The organism is Aeromonas sp. ASNIH5, assembly GCF_002902865.1.
GTDB lineage: Bacteria > Pseudomonadota > Gammaproteobacteria > Enterobacterales > Aeromonadaceae > Aeromonas > Aeromonas caviae.
The window spans coordinates 433,900-452,223 of sequence record NZ_CP026122.1 but is presented as its reverse complement, the minus strand read 5'-3'; the positions used below and the strand labels follow the sequence as shown (position 1 = coordinate 452,223).

Genomic DNA, 18,324 nt, shown 5'->3' with positions numbered 1-18,324 from the left:
CCCATGGAGATGACGAGTGCCGAGCTGCTGACCCGCTTTTTGCTGCAGCGCCCCGCCCCCGCCCATCGCCTGGCACTGGCCGGGCTCAAACCTGCCGCCGTGTTGATCCCCCTGGTGGAGCGCCCCGAGGGCCTGTATCTGCTGCTGACGCGCCGCAGCACCGCCCTGCGCCACCACCCGGGACAGATCAGCTTTCCCGGCGGGCGCCAGGACCCGGAAGACCGGGACCTCATTCACACCGCGCTCAGGGAAACCGAGGAGGAGCTTGGCATTCCCCCCTCCCAGATCCGGATCATCGGCAGCCTCACCCCTCTCAATACCGTCTCGCGCTACGATGTGCTGCCAATTCTCGCCATGCTCGACCCAGGCTACGGGCTGACCCTGAGCCAGGACGAGGTGGCCCAGGCCTTCGAAGTCCCTCTCGCCCACGTGCTGGATCCGGGGCAGCACATAGCCCTGAGCCTGCCAAGGGCGGACGGTCGTCACACCATCTATTGGATCCCTTGGGAGCAATCTTTCATCTGGGGAGCCACTGCCAGCATGATCCGCCAGCTTGCCCAGCACATCTCGACATAACATTTCGATAACATGATGAGGTGGGAAATTATCCAGTTAACATTCAAATAACACTGCATTTGATAAATAAATTTTGATTTTTTATTCTTTTGATCACATTTCTACAAGAAAGTACGGGTTTCAGCCGCACAAAGGTGAATTTGATCAACATGTTTGATTAAAAAGAAAGTATTCTTGCGCCGACTAATTAAAACCACACATTCGGGGTGAGACACATGTCCAATACTGTCACTGGCGCACAGGATGTTGCAGCCGCACAGGAGCAAGGAATCAGCTCGGTCCAATCTCGCGGTTGGAATAAACAAGACACCACCTGGGTGATCAGCCTGTTCGGTACCGCCGTTGGTGCAGGCATCCTGTTCCTGCCCATCAACGCCGGCATGGGTGGCTTCTGGCCGCTGGTGGTGATGGCGCTGCTGGTCGGCCCCATGACCTACCTGGCCCACCGTGGTCTGGCGCGCTTCGTGCTCTCCTCCAAGCAGCCCAATGCCGACATCACCCAGGTGGTGGAAGAGCACTTCGGCGTGGGTGCCGGTAAATTGATCACCCTGCTCTACTTCTTTGCCATCTACCCCATCGTGCTGATCTACGGCGTGGGCATCACCAACACGGTGGAAAGCTTCCTGGTCAACCAGTTGCAGATGACGCCGCCCCCGCGCTGGATCCTCTCCATCGTGCTCATCATGGCCATGATGTCCGTGATGCTGGCTGGCGAGAAGCTGATGCTGAAAGTGACCGAGTTCCTGGTCTATCCGCTCATCGCCATTCTGGCGGGCATCTCCCTGTACCTGATCCCGGACTGGACCGGTGCGGCACTGAATCAAATGCCGAGCACCAAGGACTTCGCCACCACCCTGTGGCTGACCATCCCGGTGCTGGTCTTCTCCTTCAACCACAGCCCGGCCATCTCCAGCTTCGCCCTGGCCCAGCGCCGTGATCACGGTGAGCATGCCGTCGCCAAGTCCGACGCCATCCTCAAGCGCACCGCCATCATCCTGCTGGGCTTCGTGATGTTCTTCGTCTTCTCCTGCGTGATGAGCCTGACGCCGGCCCAACTGGCAGAAGCCAAGTCCCAGAACATCGCCGTGCTCTCCTACCTGGCCAACCAGCATGCGAGCCCCATCATCTCCTACTTCGGTCCGCTGGTTGCCTTCGTGGCCATCGTCTCCTCCTTCTTCGGCCACTATCTGGGTGCCCGTGAAGGTCTGAAAGGGATGATCGTCCAGAACATGCGCAACTCCGGCAAGGCACCGAACCACAAGAAGGTGGAGCTGTTCATCATCGCCTTCTTCATCCTGACCCTGTGGGGCGTGGCCGTGATCAACCCCTCCATCCTCGGGATGATCGAATCCCTGGGTGGCCCCATCATCGCCACCATCCTGTTCCTCATGCCCATGTACGCCATCAAGCGCGTTCCGGCAATGGCGAAATACCAGGGCCAGATCAGCAACGTCTTCGTGGCGACCATGGGCCTCATCGCCATCTCCGCCATCCTCTATCAACTGGTCGGTTAAGCCTTCCTGCGATACCGTCGGACCAGCATCTGGCCCGACGCCTCCCACAGCCCGGCAGATCTCCTCTGCCGGGCTGTGTTCGTTATGATCATCAGGTACTGGGCTCAGATGATCAGAGCCCCCAGCCCTCAAATCAGAGACAGCCCTTTCACCCACTCTCTTTCCCCTTGGTGACAGCTTGCCGCTCATATTCCTTTCCCCATGGCACACGACCAAGGCGTGCTGCGTTATCCCGTCATCTGCCGCACGCCATCGGCCTTGCCAGGCAGAACACCAGAGCCCTTGTCCTTGCCAGGAACGCCCGCTCTTCGGGGTTTAGCCCAGAGAGCCGACACCCCCACCCAATGGAGCCTTTCTTCAAGGCATTCAAGGAAAATACCGGCCACAGGGCGCAGGCAAACCGCCGAGAGGGCCTTGACCGGGATTCTCGTGCCGCGTCCGAAGCGCAGATGACCCCTTCGGTCACCAGAGGGGATGCCACAGGCCGCCATGCTGACAGCACAAACAGCCCGATATGCCCTGCCGAATGCAGTGCCGGGCACGCGGGTACAGGGAATGGCTTTTTGGCGGTGGCGAGAACACGTAAGGCGGCCAACGGGCCCCTCCCGGGAAATCACACAGGGGGATCCGAGCACTGTCAGTGCCATGACACGGCGAGAAGGTGCAGGGCGCCTGACGCGCGCGCAAATAAAAAGCGCCCTCCGAAGAGGGCGCCTGTGCAGAGCGGAAAGTCTGAGGGGATCAAGCTTCGCGGCTGGGGACCGGGGCGGCATCCAGCAGGCTCTCATCCTCGGCCATGCAGGCCGCCGCAGTGAACAGCACGTCGGTGGAGCTGTTGAGGGCCGTTTCGGCGGAATCCTGCAACACCCCGATGATGAAGCCAACGGCCACCACCTGCATGGCGATGTCGTTGCTGATACCGAACAGGCTGCACGCCAGCGGGATCAGCAGCAGGGAGCCGCCCGCCACACCGGAAGCGCCACAGGCACTGATGGTGGCGACGACGGAGAGCAGAATGGCGGTTGCCATGTCCACTTCCATCCCCAGGGTATGCACCGCCGCCATGGAGAGCACGGTAATGGTGATGGCGGCGCCGGCCATGTTGATGGTGGCCCCCAGCGGGATGGAGACCGCATAGGTGTCTTCCGGCAGGCGCAGCCTCTCGGCCAGGGCCATGTTGACCGGAATGTTGGCGGCGGAGCTGCGGGTGAAGAAGGCGGTCACACCGCTCTCTTTCAGGCAGGTCAGCACCAGGGGATAGGGGTTGCGCTTGATCTTCCAGAAGACGATGAGCGGATTGACCACGAAGGCGATGAACAGCATGCAGCCGATCAGTACCACCAGCAGCTGGGCATAGCCAAACAGCGCATCGAAGCCGGTTTCAGCCAGGGTGGAGGCAACCAGACCCAGGATGCCGAGCGGAGCGCAACGGATCACGGCCTTGACGATGGCGGAAACTCCGTGAGACACATCGGAAATCAGTGATTTGGTGCTCTCATTGGCGTGACGCATGGCGATACCAAGGCCGATGGCCCAGGCCAGGATGCCGATATAGTTGGCTTCCAGCAGTGCTTTCACCGGGTTGGTCACCACGTTGAACAGCAGGGTCTGCAGCACTTCCGTGATGCCCCCCGGCGGCGTGATCTCGGTAGCGCCTGCCACCAGATGCAGGTTGGAGGGGAAGAGGAAGCTCGCCACCACTGCCACGGCAGCCGCCAGGAAGGTACCCAGCACATAGAGCAGCAGGATCGGTTTCATGTTGGTCTTCTGGCCCTGCTTGTGGCCGATGATCGCCGACATCACCAGCACGAAGACCAGCAGCGGCGCCACGGCCTTCAGGGCGCCGACGAACAGGCTGCCGAGCAGACCCGCCGCCTTGGCCCACTCGGGCATGAACATCGCAAGAAGGATACCGAATACCAGACCGACCAGGATCTGGCTAACCAGACTGGTGCTGTTGACCAGTCGAATGAGGGGGTGTTGTTGTGTCATCAAGTAGTCCCTGTGCACTCATGGTGCGTGAATCATTAGTCCTGTTGGCAACCAGCCCCGCGCATTGGCACCGGTCCGTTAACGGTGACGCCGTGGGCAGCTCTTCTGGTGGATCTGTCCCGTTCGCGTGGGGTTGCGGACAGGAATATCCCATCTGCCATGGTTTTTTTCCACATAATCACTGAAAAATATCAGGGTTACCTCACAAAAAATCTACAACAATGTGATAACACAATATCAACCACGGTCAAAATGTCACCAAACCAGTCCGATCATCGGCCACCACTGGGCCAGAAGTGATATGATGACGCCCTTTTTCAGGGAGCCTTGCCATGATCACCTCTTTATTGACCCGACACTTCGGCTTTGATCGCTTGCGGCCCGGGCAGGAAGCAGTGATCAGTCGTCTGCTGGCCGGCAAGAGCGCCGCAGCCATCTTCCCGACTGGCGCGGGGAAATCCCTCTGTTATCAATTGCCCGCCCTCGCACTGCCCCACCTGACCCTGGTCATCTCTCCCCTGCTGGCCCTGATGCACGATCAGCTCGCCTTTTTGCGCAGCAAGGGGATCGCCGCCGCCACTCTGGATTCCAGCCAGACAGCGGAAGAGAGCCGGCGCGTGATGCAGCAGGCCAGCGATGGCCAGCTCAAGATCCTGATGATTTCGGTGGAGCGCCTCAAAAATGAGCGCTTTCGCCGCTTCATCGCCCACATCCCCCTGTCACTGCTGGTGGTGGACGAGGCGCACTGCATCTCGGAGTGGGGCCACAACTTTCGCCCCGACTACCTCAAGCTGCCGGATCATCGCCGTGAACTGGCCATTCCCCAGGTGCTGTTGCTGACCGCCACCGCCACCCCGGCCGTCATGGCGGACATGCAGGCAAAATTTGCCATCGACCGGGACGATCTGGTGGTCACCGGTTTCTACAGACCCAATCTGGATCTGGCCGTCCTCCCGCTGGCCGGCAGTGCCCGCGATACCTGGCTGCGCGAGGAGCTGCACCGGGATCCGGCCGCCCCCACCATCGTCTACGTGACTCTGCAACACAGCGCAGAACAGTGCGCCGCGCAGCTACAGGCCAGCGGCATCCGGGCATGCGCCTACCATGCGGGGCTCGCTCCCGCCCTGCGCAGCCAGATCCAGCACGACTTCATGGCTGGCAGACTCGACTGCATCGTGGCCACCATCGCCTTTGGCATGGGCATCGACAAGGCCGACATTCGCCGGGTCATTCACTACGACCTGCCCAAGTCCATCGAGAACTACAGTCAGGAGATAGGCCGCGCCGGACGTGACGGGCTTCCCTCCCGCTGCACCGTGCTGGCGAGCCGCGCCCAGTTGCCGGTACTGGAAAACTTCGTTTATGGGGATACACCGGACAGGGACGCCATCGCGTACTTGCTCGATATCGTGCGCCAGAGCGGCGCCGAGTGGGAATTCAGCCTGCTGCGCCTCTCCAACGAGACCAACATTCGCCAACTGCCCCTCAAGACCCTGCTGGTCTATCTGGAGATGGCGGGGGTCATTGCACCGGCCTACAGCTACTTTGCCGAGTACCGTTTCAGGTTCGTACTGGAAAAACAGGCGATCCTCGCTCGTTTCAATTCCGAACGCCGCCAGTTCCTGGAGCAGGTCTTTGCCTGCGCGCCACAGGCGCGCACCTGGTGCACCATGGACTTCGAAGCGCTGTGGCAGGGATACCAGGGGGAACGCCAGCGCGCCGCGGCGGCGCTGGACTACCTGCAGCAGCAGGGTTGGATCGAGCTTGAAAGCAAGCAGATGACCGAGGTCTATCGGGTGCTGAGCCAGCAAATCGATACCGCGACCCTGGCCGAAGAGCTGCATGGATTGTTTGAAAAGAAAGAGCAGAGCGAACTGGCCCGCCTTCAGGCGCTGCTGGCCTTTTTCACCTCGACCACCTGCCTCAGCCATGAGCTTGCCCGCTATTTTGCCGACGACGCGGCCCCCGAGCGGTGCGGGCACTGTTCCGTCTGCCGGGGAGAGATCGCCGTGTTGCCGCCGTTGCCATCACCGGGCTTGCCCAACGAGCACGGTTTGCGCGCCTGGTGCGATCCGCTGATCGCCCTCTGCCATCAGCGCCATCCCAGGATCCTGACCCGTTTCCTGTGTGGCATCGCCACCCCGCTGACCACCCGTCTCAAGGCCAGGGATCTGGCCGGCTTTGGCCAGTTGGCGGACCATCCCTTCGCCGAGGTGCTGGCGGCGGTGTCAGCCCTCTATCCCGCCGAATCCTGAGCTTGCAGGTTTGGCGCGCGTTCAGGCGCTGAAAAAATAAGACCCTCGCGGATGCGAGGGTCAAGCCAACGGAAACGTGCTTAAACAGAGCTTAGTATCTGCACAATCACCCACTCTCTTGCTAAAGCGATGACTGCTCGACACAGGGCCAATCTAGAGCAGCCAGAATGTAGCGTCAATGTAAAAATTAGAGCAAAAGCATCAAACAAATAACATTACGTTGACGTAAGCGACACGTCTTTTCACCCTCTATTCCCTACCGCCCTTGCCCTTGCTGGCACCGCCCCCTGACAAAACAGAGCGTCACCATTTTCTCCCTCTGGCACACAAAGATTTATTTTTTATGTCTTTGACATTTGCATCACTGTCGTGGCAAAAATAATTTAACAGTCAGTAACATAGGTATGTCACTTACTGTTTCTTCCCGTACGAGGATCGGGAAGCTCCCGCACAAACTTAAACCAATGATGGCGATGGATTACTGGGGGCTGTTGACTAGGCTTAAGAGGTAAACAGAACAAAAGTAGTGATCCACTCTTTTTCAGGGCAAGCGACTATAACGAGGGCTAAGTTATGGGCATCTTCGAGCACTATCAACAGCGGTATGAGAAGGCCAGAGAGGAGGAGTACAGCATCCAGGAGTTTCTGGATATGTGCAAACAGGACAAATCCTGCTACGCCTCTGCCGCCGAACGTCTGCTGACCGCCATCGGCGAGCCGGAAATGATCGACACCTCGACCAATCCACGTCTCAGCCGTCTCTTTTCCAACCGCGTCGTCGCGCGTTATCCCGCTTTCAAAGACTTCTATGGCATGGAAGAGGCCATCGAACAGATTGTCTCCTATCTCAAACATTCCGCTCAGGGTCTGGAAGAGAAGAAACAGATCCTCTATCTGCTCGGACCGGTTGGCGGCGGTAAATCCTCGCTGGCAGAGAAACTCAAATCCCTGATGCAAAAAGTGCCCATCTATCGCATCAAGGGCTCACCGGTGAACGATCACCCCTTCTGCCTGTTTGACATCGACGAAGATGGCGAAATCCTCGAGAAGGAGTACGGCATCCCTCGCCGTTATCTGCGCCCCATCATGTCTCCCTGGGTCGCCAAGCGCCTTCACGAGTTTGGCGGCGACATCACCAAGTTCAAGGTGGAGAAGGTAAACCCCTCCATCCTCGATCAGATCGCCATCGCCAAGACCGAACCGGGGGACGACAACAACCAGGACATCTCCTCCCTGGTCGGCAAGGTCGATATCCGCATGCTGGAACATTTCGCCCAGGATGATGCCGATGCCTACTCCTACTCCGGTGCGCTGTGCAAGGCAAACCAGGGGATGATGGAGTTCGTCGAGATGTTCAAGGCGCCCATCAAGGTGCTGCACCCGCTGCTGACAGCGACACAAGAGGGGAACTACAACGGTACCGAGGGGCTCTCCGCCCTCCCTTTCGACGGCATCCTGCTGGCCCACTCCAACGAATCCGAGTGGCAGCAGTTCCGCAACAACAAGAACAACGAAGCCTTCCTCGACCGGGTTTACATCGTCAAGGTGCCCTACTGCCTGCGGGTGTCGGAAGAGGTGAAGATCTACGAAAAACTGCTGTTCAACAGCGAGCTGACCGAGGCCAAATGCGCACCGGGTACTCTGGAGCTGCTGGGCCAGTTCTCGGTGCTGTCGCGACTCAAAGAGCCGGAAAACTCCAGCCTCTATTCCAAGATGCGGGTCTATGACGGCGAGAGTCTCAAGGACACGGATCCCAAGGCGAAGAGCTACCAGGAGTATCGCGACTATGCCGGTGTCGACGAGGGCATGAACGGCCTCTCCACCCGATTCGCGTTCAAGATCCTCTCCCGCGTCTTCAACTTCGACCACGCGGAAGTGGCAGCCAACCCGGTGCACCTCTTCTATGTGCTGGAGCAGCAGATAGAGCGCGAGCAGTTCCCGCAAGAGCTGCACGATCGCTATCTGGAGTTCATCAAGGGTTACCTGACTCCGCGCTACGTCGAGTTCATCGGCAAGGAGATCCAGACCGCCTACCTCGAGTCGTATTCAGAGTACGGTCAGAACATCTTCGATCGCTACGTCACCTACGCCGACTTCTGGATCCAGGATCAGGAGTATCGTGACCCCGAAACCGGCCAGCTGTTTGACAGAGCATCTCTCAACAGCGAGCTGGAGAAAATTGAAAAACCTGCCGGGATCAGCAACCCGAAAGATTTCCGTAACGAAATCGTCAACTTCGTGCTGCGTGCCCGGGCCAACAATGCAGGCCGTAACCCCAACTGGACCAGTTACGAGAAGCTGCGCACCGTGATCGAGAAGAAGATGTTCTCCAACACGGAAGAGCTGCTGCCGGTTATCTCCTTCAACAGCAAAACCTCGGCCGAGGAGCAGAAGAAGCACGATAACTTTGTCGAACGGATGATGGAGAAAGGCTACACCCGCAAACAGGTGCGACTGCTCTCCGAGTGGTATCTCAGGGTACGCAAGTCATCCTGACCCTGCCGTGTTCAAGGGGGAGTTATGGCGCATTTTATCGACCGCAGGCTCAACGGCAAAAACAAAAGCGCTGTCAATCGGCAGCGCTTCATCCGCCGCTACAAGAAGCAGATAAAACAAGCGGTCTCGGATGCTGTCTCCAAGCGCAGCATTCAGGACGTGGACAAGGGCGAGAGCATCAGCATCCCGACCAAGGACATCGGGGAACCCCATTTTCATCAGGGTCATGGCGGCAAACGGGAGATGGTGCATCCGGGCAACGACCAGTTTGTCTCCGGTGACAAGATTGACCGGCCCAAAGGGGGTGGCGGCGGCCAGGGGAGTGGCGAGGGCCAGGCCTCGGATCAAGGAGAGGGCGTCGATGATTTCGTCTTCCAGATCTCCAAAGACGAGTATCTGGACTTGTTGTTCGAGGATCTGGAACTGCCGCGGCTGCAAAAGACCCAGCTCAACCAGCTGATGGAGATGAAGACCTACCGGGCCGGCTACACCTCCAACGGGGTGCCTGCCAACATCAACGTGGTGCGCTCCCTGCAAAATTCGCTGGCGCGGCGCATGGCGCTGCAGGCAGGCAAGAAACGTCAGTTGCGTGAACTGGAGGAGCGCCTGGCCCAGCTGGCCTGCGAGCCCAACGACCATTTCGCCGAAATGGCGCAACTTGAAAAAGAGATCAGGGAGCTGAAACGGCGGATCGATGCGGTCCCCTTTATCGACACCTTCGACCTCAAATTCAACAACTTTGTCAAACGGCCCGTCCCCTCGAGCCAGGCGGTGATGTTCTGCCTGATGGACGTCTCCGGTTCCATGGATCAGGCTACCAAGGAGATGGCCAAGCGTTTCTATATCCTGCTTTATCTATTCCTGAGCCGGACTTACAAGAATGTCGAGGTGGTCTACATCCGCCACCACACCCAGGCCAAGGAGGTGGACGAGCACGAGTTCTTCTACTCCCAGGAGACCGGCGGCACCATCGTCTCCAGTGCGCTCAAGATGATGAACGACATCATCAACGAACGTTATCCTGCCAACCAGTGGAACATCTATGCGGCGCAGGCCTCTGATGGTGACAACTGGGCCGATGACTCACCCCAGTGCAGGGAGATCCTGATGCGCGACATCATGCCAAGGGTGCGCTACTACTCCTACATCGAGATCACTACCCGCGCCCACCAGACCCTGTGGCACGAATATGAGGCGGTGGCAGAGCAATACGCCCACTTCGCCATGGAGCACATTCGCAAGGTCGAGGACATTTATCCGGTGTTCCGGGAATTGTTCAAGAAGCAAGCGGCTTGAGGGATCACATATGGTAGAAACCGCAAGAAAGATAGCGCCGCTGGACGATGGTCCTGACTGGAACTTCGATCTGCTGGAGCTTTATCACCAGGAGATAGCCCGGGTCGCCAAATTCTATCGGCTCGACACCTATCCCAACCAGATCGAGGTGATCACTGCAGAGCAGATGATGGATGCCTACTCCAGCGTGGGCATGCCCATCGGTTATCAACACTGGTCATTCGGCAAGCGCTTTATCCACACCGAACGCAACTACAAGCGCGGCCAGATGGGACTCGCCTACGAGATCGTCATCAACTCGGACCCCTGCATCGCCTATCTGATGGAAGAGAACACCATGCCGATGCAGGCGCTGGTCATGGCCCACGCCTGCTATGGTCACAACTCCTTCTTCAAGAACAACTATCTGTTCAAGGCCTGGACCGATGCCTCCTCCATCATCGACTACCTGTTGTTTGCCAAGAACTACATCACCGAGTGCGAGGAAAAACACGGCATCGATGCGGTGGAGAAACTGCTCGACTCCTGCCATGCCCTGATGAACTTCGGGGTGGATCGTTACAAGCGGCCTCAGAAGATTTCTCTGGCCGAGGAGAAGCGACGCCAGAAGGCGCGGGAAGATTATCTGCAAACCCAGGTTAACGAGCTGTGGCGTACCCTGCCCAAGCAGCACAAGATTGCCGGGGTGGAAGACAGGCGCTATCCTGCCGAGCCTCAGGAGAACATCCTCTATTTCATCGAAAAGAATGCCCCCCTGCTCGAGCCCTGGCAGCGCGAGGTGGTACGTATCGTGCGCAAGATCAGTCAGTACTTCTACCCGCAGAAGCAGACGCAGGTGATGAACGAGGGCTGGGCCACCTTCTGGCACTACACCATTCTCAACCACCTCTATGACGAGGGAAAAATCAGCGATCGCTTCATGCTGGAGGTGCTGCACAGCCACACCAACGTCGTCTATCAGCCCCCCTACAACAGCCGGTATTACTCGGGGATCAACCCCTACGCCCTTGGCTTTGCCATGTTCACGGACCTGCGTCGCATCTGCGAGCACCCGACCGAGGAGGACAGATACTGGTTCCCCGATTACGCTGGCACCAACTGGGTCGAGACATTGCATTTCGCCATGCAGAACTTCAAGGACGAAAGCTTCATCAGCCAGTTCCTCAGTCCCAAGGTGATGCGCGACATGAAGCTCTTTGCCATCGATGACGACGATTTGAAGAACTACCTCAAAGTGTCCGCCATTCACAATGAAGAGGGCTACCGGCTGGTGCGTAGCACCCTGTCCGCTCAATACAACCTGAGCAACCTGGAGCCCAACATTCAGGTCTACAACGTGGCAGTGAAAGGCGATCGCTCCCTGACCCTGCGCTATGTTCCCCACAACCGCATCCCCCTTGGCGAGTCACGCCACGAGGTGCTCAAGCATCTGCATCAGCTGTGGGGCTTCGATGTGGTGCTGGAGCAGGACAATGGCGAGCTATCCGCAGATATCATCGGCCGTTGTCCGGACCGCAAGAGCATGACCTGACGTCAGTACCGGGCATAAAAAAACGCGCCATCAGGCGCGTTTTTCTTGGGTCAGGGCAATCAGTTGTCACACAGGTTGCTTGGCATGTCCTGACGCAGACGGGTCCAAAGCTTGCCAGACTCGATGCCGTACTGGCGTACAGTCATGAACACGGCTTCGTGATCCTTGGTTTCGGCCAGCTTGCGCAGCGTCTTGTAGTAGGCATCTGCGGTTTCGCGCGCCTGCTTGTCCGAGAAGTAGTAGCGGCCAACCCGGCTGTACAAGCCCTTGAAACCATTGAGGATCAAGGCATAGATGGGGTTGCCCGAGGCAAACGAAAGCTGATGATGCAAACGGTAGTCGAAGTCCGCATAGGCCTCGGCCGTGTTCTCCACATCATCGGCACCACGCAGTATCTCGGCGGCCTGTTCCGGGTTGTTACGAATGGCGCCACGGATGAAGATGGTGCAGATGTTGGTCCGGGCGGAGAGCAGCTGTGCCACCAGATCCGGCACCTTGTCCTGATCGAGACGCGCCAGGGTCTCCAGAATGTTGAGACCGGAGGTTTCCCAGAAATTGTTGACCTTGGTCGGTTTGCCATGCTGGATGGTGAGCCAGCCATCACGGGCAAGGCGCTGCAACACTTCACGCAAGGTAGTGCGAGTCACGCCGATCAATTCGGACAGCTCGCGCTCCGCCGGCAGAATGGATCCAGGAGGAAAGCGATTGTTCCAGATGGACTCGATGATGTATTCCTCGGCAAACCCGGCAGGGCTTTGCGCTTTAATGACCATGTAATGACTCTGTTGTAGTGCGTAAAAAGGCCCCCGAATAATAGCAAAGCCGGTCATGCTGGCAAGCAGAAGGTCGGTCCTCTGCTCACATTACCCCGATCTTTTTGTTAAAAATATGTATGCGGCGACAAGTGAGGAGTCAACCAACACCAAATGATGGGAATATAAGCGTTTGCTCGCTGGGCAAGTTCAGCGACCTTATTTATAGTTATCGCTCCCTTGATTAAAATCATGTGCAATCAATCTGATACAGGTGAATATCCGGATGTTCGGCTCGGGTCGGGCTCGACTGCATAGACGCAGATATCAACAACAGAACAGAGAACCATCATTATGCCAATCAGCCTAGGGCGCGCGTTTACAAAGAACTTTTTGGGCAATGCTCCGCGATGGTACAAAATTGCCATCGTTCTATTCCTGCTGATCAACCCGATCATTTTCTACGTTGATCCCTTCCTGGCCGGCTGGCTGCTGGTTGTCGAGTTTATTTTCACCCTGGCCATGGCCCTCAAGTGCTATCCGCTGCAACCGGGCGGACTCCTGGCCATCGAAGCCGTGCTCATCGGCATGACCTCCGCCAACCAGATAAAACATGAGCTGGTGGCCAATATCGAAGTGCTTCTGCTGCTGGTCTTCATGGTGGCCGGCATCTACTTCATGAAGCAGTTGCTGCTCTACGTCTTTACCAAGATGCTGGTGCGCATCCACTCCAAAACGTTGCTTTCTCTCGCCTTCTGCCTGGTGTCTGCATTCCTCTCCGCGTTCCTTGATGCCCTGACCGTGATCGCCGTGGTCATCAGCGTCGCAACCGGCTTCTACGCTATCTACCACAAGGTGGCCTCCCGGGATGAGTCCGGCAATCTGCATCATGATGACGAAGAGATTGACGAGCTCTCCCGCCAGCATCTGAACGAATTTCGTGCCTTCCTGCGCAGCCTGATGATGCACGCCGCCATCGGTACCGCCCTGGGGGGCGTCTGCACCCTGGTCGGCGAACCCCAGAACCTCATCATCGGTGAACAGGCGGGGTGGCACTTCGGTGAATTTGCCATTCGCATGGCGCCAGTCACCATTCCGGTCTTCATTTGCGGCCTGCTGACCTGCATCCTGGTCGAAAAATTCCGCTGGTTCGGTTATGGCGCCCGCTTGCCCGAGCCCGTGCGTCACATCATGGAATCCTACGAGCGCGACGAAGACGCACAACGTACCCCGCAGGACAAGGCCAAGCTGATCGTCCAGGCGCTGATTGCCACCTGGCTTATCACGGGTCTTGCCCTCCATCTGGCTGCAGTCGGGCTGATCGGCCTGACGGTCATCGTGCTCGCGACGGCGTTCACCGGCGTGACTGAAGAACACGCGCTTGGCAAGGCATTCCAGGAGGCTTTGCCGTTCACCGCCCTGCTCACCGTCTTTTTCAGCGTGGTGGCGGTCATCATCGATCAACAGCTGTTCAAGCCGGTGATCCAGTGGGTACTGGCGGCCAAGCCGGAGGATCAGCTTGCCCTCTTCTACCTGGCAAACGGTCTGCTCTCCATGGTCAGTGACAACGTCTTCGTCGGCACCGTCTACATCAACGAGGTGAAGACCGCCCTGATCAACGGCGCCATCAGCCGCGAGCATTTTGATCTACTGGCCGTGGCCATCAACACCGGCACCAACCTGCCGTCGGTCGCCACCCCCAATGGCCAGGCCGCATTCCTGTTCATGCTCACCTCGGCCCTCGCTCCCCTGCTACGCCTCTCTTATGGCCGCATGGTCTGGATGGCGCTGCCCTATACCCTGGTGCTGGGGCTTGTCGGCTTTTTCTCCGTGGAACTGCTCCTCGGTCCTGCAACCGAATGGTTCTATCAGGCAGGGTGGTTGCTGGATCATGGGGCACTACCACTGCCCACCCCGTCCACACACTGATCATGAAAGGGGCTGTTCGGCCCCTTTCTTTTCAGATGGGGCTCTGCTCTAATTCAGCCACTATTTTTCTCTGAGAGATCAATCAGATGATCGAGTATCTTCGCCGCATTGCCAGTCATCGTCTGGCCTGGGGATTGCTGGCAGCCTCCGCTTTCGCGCTGGAACTCTGTGCCCTCTTCTTCCAGCACGTGCTGGGTTTGCACCCTTGCGTGATGTGCATCTATGAACGTATCGCCCTCCTCGGCGTGCTCACCGCCGGCCTCCTCGGCATGGTCGCGCCAGAGCGCTGGTACCTGCGCTGGAGTGCCATGCTCCTGTGGGGTTACAGCGCCTTCTGGGGCCTGAAACTGGCGCTCAAGCACGTGGATTACCAGATGAACCCCTCCCCCTTCAACGTATGCGAAGGGTTTGCTGACTTCCCTGCCTGGGCACCACTGGATAAATGGGTTCCCTGGATGTTCTACCCGGACGGCGACTGCAGCGAGATCAGCTGGCAGTTCCTCGGTTTCTCCATGCCGCAGTGGCTCGTGGTCATCTTTGCCGCCTACCTGCTGGTGTTCGTCATCGTGGCTGCTGGCAACCTGATAAAAGGGCGCTGCTGCAACTAGTCGTTCAATCGACCATAAAAGGGAGCCCATGGCTCCCTTTTTATCTCCTCTTATCGCCTCACGACCCCATGCCCAGGGGGCCGGCTCCCCTTCTCCCTGTTCTGCCAATGAAGTGGCTGCCTGCGGGTGTGCATCATCGTAACAGGCCACAAGCGGGTCAAAGGGCGCAGCGGCGACCTGCCACTCAGCCAACCAACAAGAAGGGAGCCATAGGCTCCCTTCTTTCATGTCGTGCACGGCGATGTCACGCGCCTTCGGAGGTAGCCTTGCTGGCACTTCTCCTGGCCTTCACCATGCCGATCACCATGGGCAACAAGGAGACCGCGATGATGCCGAAGATGAGCAGGGTAAAGTTGTGGCGCACTACCGGCAGATTGCCAAAGAAGTGGCCGGCATAGACGAAGGAGAGCACCCACAAGAGCCCCCCCACCAGGTTGAACGCCAGGAAGCGGGGATAGGTCATGGCCCCCATGCCCGCCACGAAGGGGGCGAAGGTCCGCACTATGGGCAGGAAACGGGTGATGATGATGGTCTTGCCGCCATGCTTGGCATAGAAGGCATGGGTCTTGATCAGATAGTCCCGGCGAAAGATTTTGGAATCGGGGTTGCGAAACAGCTGCTCACCGAAGAAGTGGCCTATGGTGTAGTTCACCACGTTGCCGAGCACCGCGGCGATGATCAGCACGACGGCCAGGGTGTGCACGTCCAGCACGCTGCCCACGGTGAGGGCACCTGCAGCAAACAACAGGGAGTCCCCCGGCAGGAAGGGAGTCACCACCAGCCCGGTTTCACAGAAGATGATGAGAAACAGGATGGCGTATACCCAGACGCCATAGTTCTCGAACAGCTCTTTCAGATGCACGTCAACGTGCAGAATAAAGTCGATGGCAAAGAGGATCAGATCCATTTTTTGGTACCCATGAAGTGAACGGCGTGGAGTCTACGCCAATGAGACCTGGCTCACAATCTCCCCATGGTCCCCTTTTTCGAACCCCATTAAGGGAGTCATTCAATCCCCCCTTCTTTTCCCCTTTCCCTGAACGTAGGGTTCTGCTCACTCGGCCTTGTCCAGAGCGGCCAGCACCTCGTCGGGCAGACATTTCTCCCAGCCCCACAAGAGGAGCAGCAACAGGGTCGCGTCGTCGAGCCAGCCAAGGAGAGGCACCACATCGGGGACAACGTCCACCGGGCTGATGCCATAGAGCAGGATAAGGATCACCAGCCCCTTCGCCCACCAGGGTGTGCCTGGGTGGCGAAAGCCCTGATAGAGGCGGCGCAAACGCCGCCAGATGAGCCAGCGTCTGGCGCTCATGACGCGATCAGCTCGCCGCGCAGCCGCTGGATCTGATCCCGCAGCGCCGCCGCCTGTTCGAACTCCAGATCCCGCGCATGCTGGAACATCTGCTCTTCCATCCGCTTGATCTCCTTGCTGATCTCGCTGGCAGAGCGGGCATGGTACTCCCCTTGCGGTTCGGCAGCCTTGCGACTCCCCTTGCCGGCCTTGCCCGCCGTGCGGCTGCCCCCCATGTCCATCACATCGCCGATGGCCTTGTTGAGCCCCTTCGGCACGATGCCGTGTTCCAGGTTGTGGGCGTGTTGCAGGGCGCGGCGCCGCTCGGTCTCTTCAATCGCGACCTTCATGGAGTTGGTGATGGTATCGCCGTAAAGGATCACCTTGCCGTTGAGGTTACGTGCCGCCCGGCCGATGGTCTGAATGAGGGAGCGGGTGGATCGCAGGAAGCCCTCTTTATCCGCATCCAGAATGGCCACCAGGGAGACTTCCGGCATGTCGAGGCCTTCGCGCAGTAGGTTGATCCCCACCAGGACATCGAACTTGCCAAGGCGCAGGTCGCGGATGATCTCCACCCGCTCCACGGTATCAATGTCCGAGTGCAGATAGCGCACCCGTACCTCGTGATCCGCCAGGTATTCGGTCAAGTCCTCCGCCATCCGCTTGGTCAGTGTCGTGACCAGCACCCGCTCCTCCACGGCGACCCGCTTGCGGATCTCGGAGAGCAGATCGTCCACCTGGGTGGTGACCGGCCGCACTTCCACCTCGGGATCGAGCAGGCCGGTGGGACGCACCACCTGCTGCACCACGTCGCCGCCGGACTTCTCCAGCTCGTAGGGGCCCGGGGTCGCCGAGACGAACACCGTCTGGGGCATCAGCGCCTCGAACTCATCGAACTTGAGGGGCCGGTTGTCCAGCGCCGAGGGAAGGCGGAAACCGTACTCCACCAGGGTCTCCTTGCGGGATCTGTCCCCTTTGAACATGGCGCCGATCTGCGGCACCGTGACGTGGGATTCGTCGATGATGAGCAGGCCGTCCCCCGGCAGGTAGTCAAACAGGGTGGGTGGCGGCTCACCCGGCGCGCGACCGGAGAGGTAGCGGCTGTAGTTCTCGATACCGGAGCAATAACCCAGCTCCTGCATCATCTCCATGTCGAACTGGGTGCGCTGGCTGATGCGCTGCTCCTCCACCAGCTTGTTGAGGCTCATCAGCTGCTCGCGCCGCCCCTTGAGCTCCTCCTTGATGTGCTCGATGGCACCCAGGATGGTCTCCCGCGGGGTGGCGTAGTGGGTCTTGGGGTAGATGGTGTAACGCACCACCGTCTGCTCGATGGCGCCGGTCAAGGGATCGAACAGGGAGAGGCGTTCTACCTCTTCATCAAACAGCTCCACCCGCAGGGCCAGCTTGTCCGATTCGGCGGGGTAGATGTCGATCACCTCCCCCCGCACCCGGAAGGTGCCGCGCTGGAAGGCCATGTCGTTGCGGGTGTACTGCAGTTCGGCGAGGCGGCGCAGGATATCCCGCTGATTGATCACGTCCCCCACTTTGAGGTGCAGCATCATGCTGAGGTAGGCCTGGGGATCCCCCAGACCATAGATGGCCGACACTGAGGCGACGATCACCACGTCGCGCCGCTCCAGCAGCGCCTTGGTGGCTGACAGCCGCATCTGCTCGATGTGATCGTTGATGGAGGCATCCTTCTCGATGAAGGTGTCCGTGGTCGGCACATAGGCTTCGGGCTGGTAGTAGTCGTAATAAGAGACGAAATACTCCACCGCGTTGTCGGGGAAGAACTCCTTCATCTCCCCGTAAAGCTGAGCCGCCAGGGTCTTGTTGGGGGCCAGGATCATGGTGGGGCGATTGAGGGTCGCGATGACGTTGGCCATGGTAAAGGTCTTGCCCGAACCGGTCACCCCGAGCAGGGTCTGGTGGGCCAGTCCCGACTCGATGCCATCGAGCAGCTGGGCGATGGCCCTCGGCTGATCCCCGGCGGGTTGAAACTGGCTGGCCAACTGGAATAACTTGCTCATGACGACTCCCGGCAAAAAACGGCAAGGGAGCAGTGTACCCCGAGTTGAAGGAGC

General features: G+C 58.7%; 13 protein-coding genes. 8 read left to right on the top strand and 5 right to left on the bottom strand.

Going from position 1 to position 18,324, the window contains the following annotated elements:
• The first annotated feature begins 9 nt into the window (after positions 1-9).
• Positions 10-576 carry a CoA pyrophosphatase gene (locus C2U30_RS01905; protein ID WP_103244625.1) on the top strand — a complete coding sequence of 189 codons (567 nt, stop codon included), beginning with the start codon at positions 10-12 and terminating at the stop codon, positions 574-576.
• Between the two features lie 215 nt (positions 577-791).
• Complete coding sequence (locus tag C2U30_RS01900) at positions 792-2,090, top strand: serine/threonine transporter (protein ID WP_043155190.1); 1,299 nt, start codon at positions 792-794, stop codon at positions 2,088-2,090.
• 741 nt (positions 2,091-2,831) lie between these two features.
• Here C2U30_RS01900 and sstT read toward each other — a convergent pair.
• Complete coding sequence (sstT, locus tag C2U30_RS01895) at positions 2,832-4,082, bottom strand: serine/threonine transporter SstT (protein ID WP_010674901.1); 1,251 nt, start codon at positions 4,080-4,082, stop codon at positions 2,832-2,834.
• Between the two features lie 332 nt (positions 4,083-4,414).
• On the opposite strand from sstT, the gene C2U30_RS01890 reads away from it, so the two are divergent.
• The 4 genes from C2U30_RS01890 to C2U30_RS01875 all read left to right on the top strand — a co-directional run bounded on the left by C2U30_RS01890 (position 4,415) and on the right by C2U30_RS01875 (position 11,660).
• Positions 4,415-6,337 carry a RecQ family ATP-dependent DNA helicase gene (locus C2U30_RS01890; RefSeq protein WP_103243053.1) on the top strand — a complete coding sequence of 641 codons (1,923 nt, stop codon included), beginning with the start codon at positions 4,415-4,417 and terminating at the stop codon, positions 6,335-6,337.
• A gap of 573 nt (positions 6,338-6,910) precedes the next feature.
• Positions 6,911-8,833 carry a PrkA family serine protein kinase gene (locus C2U30_RS01885; protein ID WP_010674903.1) on the top strand — a complete coding sequence of 641 codons (1,923 nt, stop codon included), beginning with the start codon at positions 6,911-6,913 and terminating at the stop codon, positions 8,831-8,833.
• Positions 8,834-8,857: 24 nt separating this feature from the next.
• The gene (locus C2U30_RS01880) at positions 8,858-10,129 is read left to right on the top strand and encodes a YeaH/YhbH family protein (protein ID WP_010674904.1); all 1,272 of its coding nucleotides are present in this window, start codon (positions 8,858-8,860) and stop codon (positions 10,127-10,129) included.
• A 10-nt stretch (positions 10,130-10,139) separates the two neighbouring features.
• The gene (locus C2U30_RS01875) at positions 10,140-11,660 is read left to right on the top strand and encodes a SpoVR family protein (protein ID WP_039040868.1); all 1,521 of its coding nucleotides are present in this window, start codon (positions 10,140-10,142) and stop codon (positions 11,658-11,660) included.
• A gap of 59 nt (positions 11,661-11,719) precedes the next feature.
• Here C2U30_RS01875 and fadR read toward each other — a convergent pair whose 3' ends face one another.
• The gene (gene fadR, locus C2U30_RS01870) at positions 11,720-12,433 is read right to left on the bottom strand and encodes a fatty acid metabolism transcriptional regulator FadR (protein WP_010674906.1); all 714 of its coding nucleotides are present in this window, start codon (positions 12,431-12,433) and stop codon (positions 11,720-11,722) included.
• 333 nt (positions 12,434-12,766) lie between these two features.
• On the opposite strand from fadR, the gene nhaB reads away from it, so the two are divergent.
• Together nhaB and dsbB are read left to right on the top strand one after the other, a co-directional pair.
• Positions 12,767-14,341 carry a Na(+)/H(+) antiporter NhaB gene (gene nhaB / locus C2U30_RS01865; protein ID WP_010674907.1) on the top strand — a complete coding sequence of 525 codons (1,575 nt, stop codon included), beginning with the start codon at positions 12,767-12,769 and terminating at the stop codon, positions 14,339-14,341.
• An 86-nt stretch (positions 14,342-14,427) separates the two neighbouring features.
• Positions 14,428-14,949: a disulfide bond formation protein DsbB gene (gene dsbB, locus C2U30_RS01860; protein ID WP_103243052.1), complete on the top strand. Its 522-nt coding sequence runs from the start codon at positions 14,428-14,430 to the stop codon at positions 14,947-14,949.
• Between the two features lie 244 nt (positions 14,950-15,193).
• Here dsbB and C2U30_RS01855 read toward each other — a convergent pair whose 3' ends face one another.
• The 3 genes from C2U30_RS01855 to uvrB all read right to left on the bottom strand — a co-directional run bounded on the left by C2U30_RS01855 (position 15,194) and on the right by uvrB (position 18,270).
• Positions 15,194-15,856, bottom strand: a complete 663-nt coding sequence (locus C2U30_RS01855; protein ID WP_103243051.1) for a DedA family protein — start codon at positions 15,854-15,856, stop codon at positions 15,194-15,196.
• Between the two features lie 147 nt (positions 15,857-16,003).
• On the bottom strand, positions 16,004-16,261 hold the full coding sequence (locus tag C2U30_RS01850; RefSeq protein ID WP_103243050.1) for a DUF1232 domain-containing protein: 258 nt from the start codon (positions 16,259-16,261) through the stop codon (positions 16,004-16,006).
• Entirely contained in the window at positions 16,258-18,270 is a 2,013-nt protein-coding gene (uvrB, locus tag C2U30_RS01845) for an excinuclease ABC subunit UvrB (RefSeq protein ID WP_103243049.1), read from the bottom strand. The genes C2U30_RS01850 and uvrB overlap by 4 nt, the downstream gene beginning before the upstream one ends.
• Between the last annotated feature and the right edge of the window lie 54 nt (positions 18,271-18,324).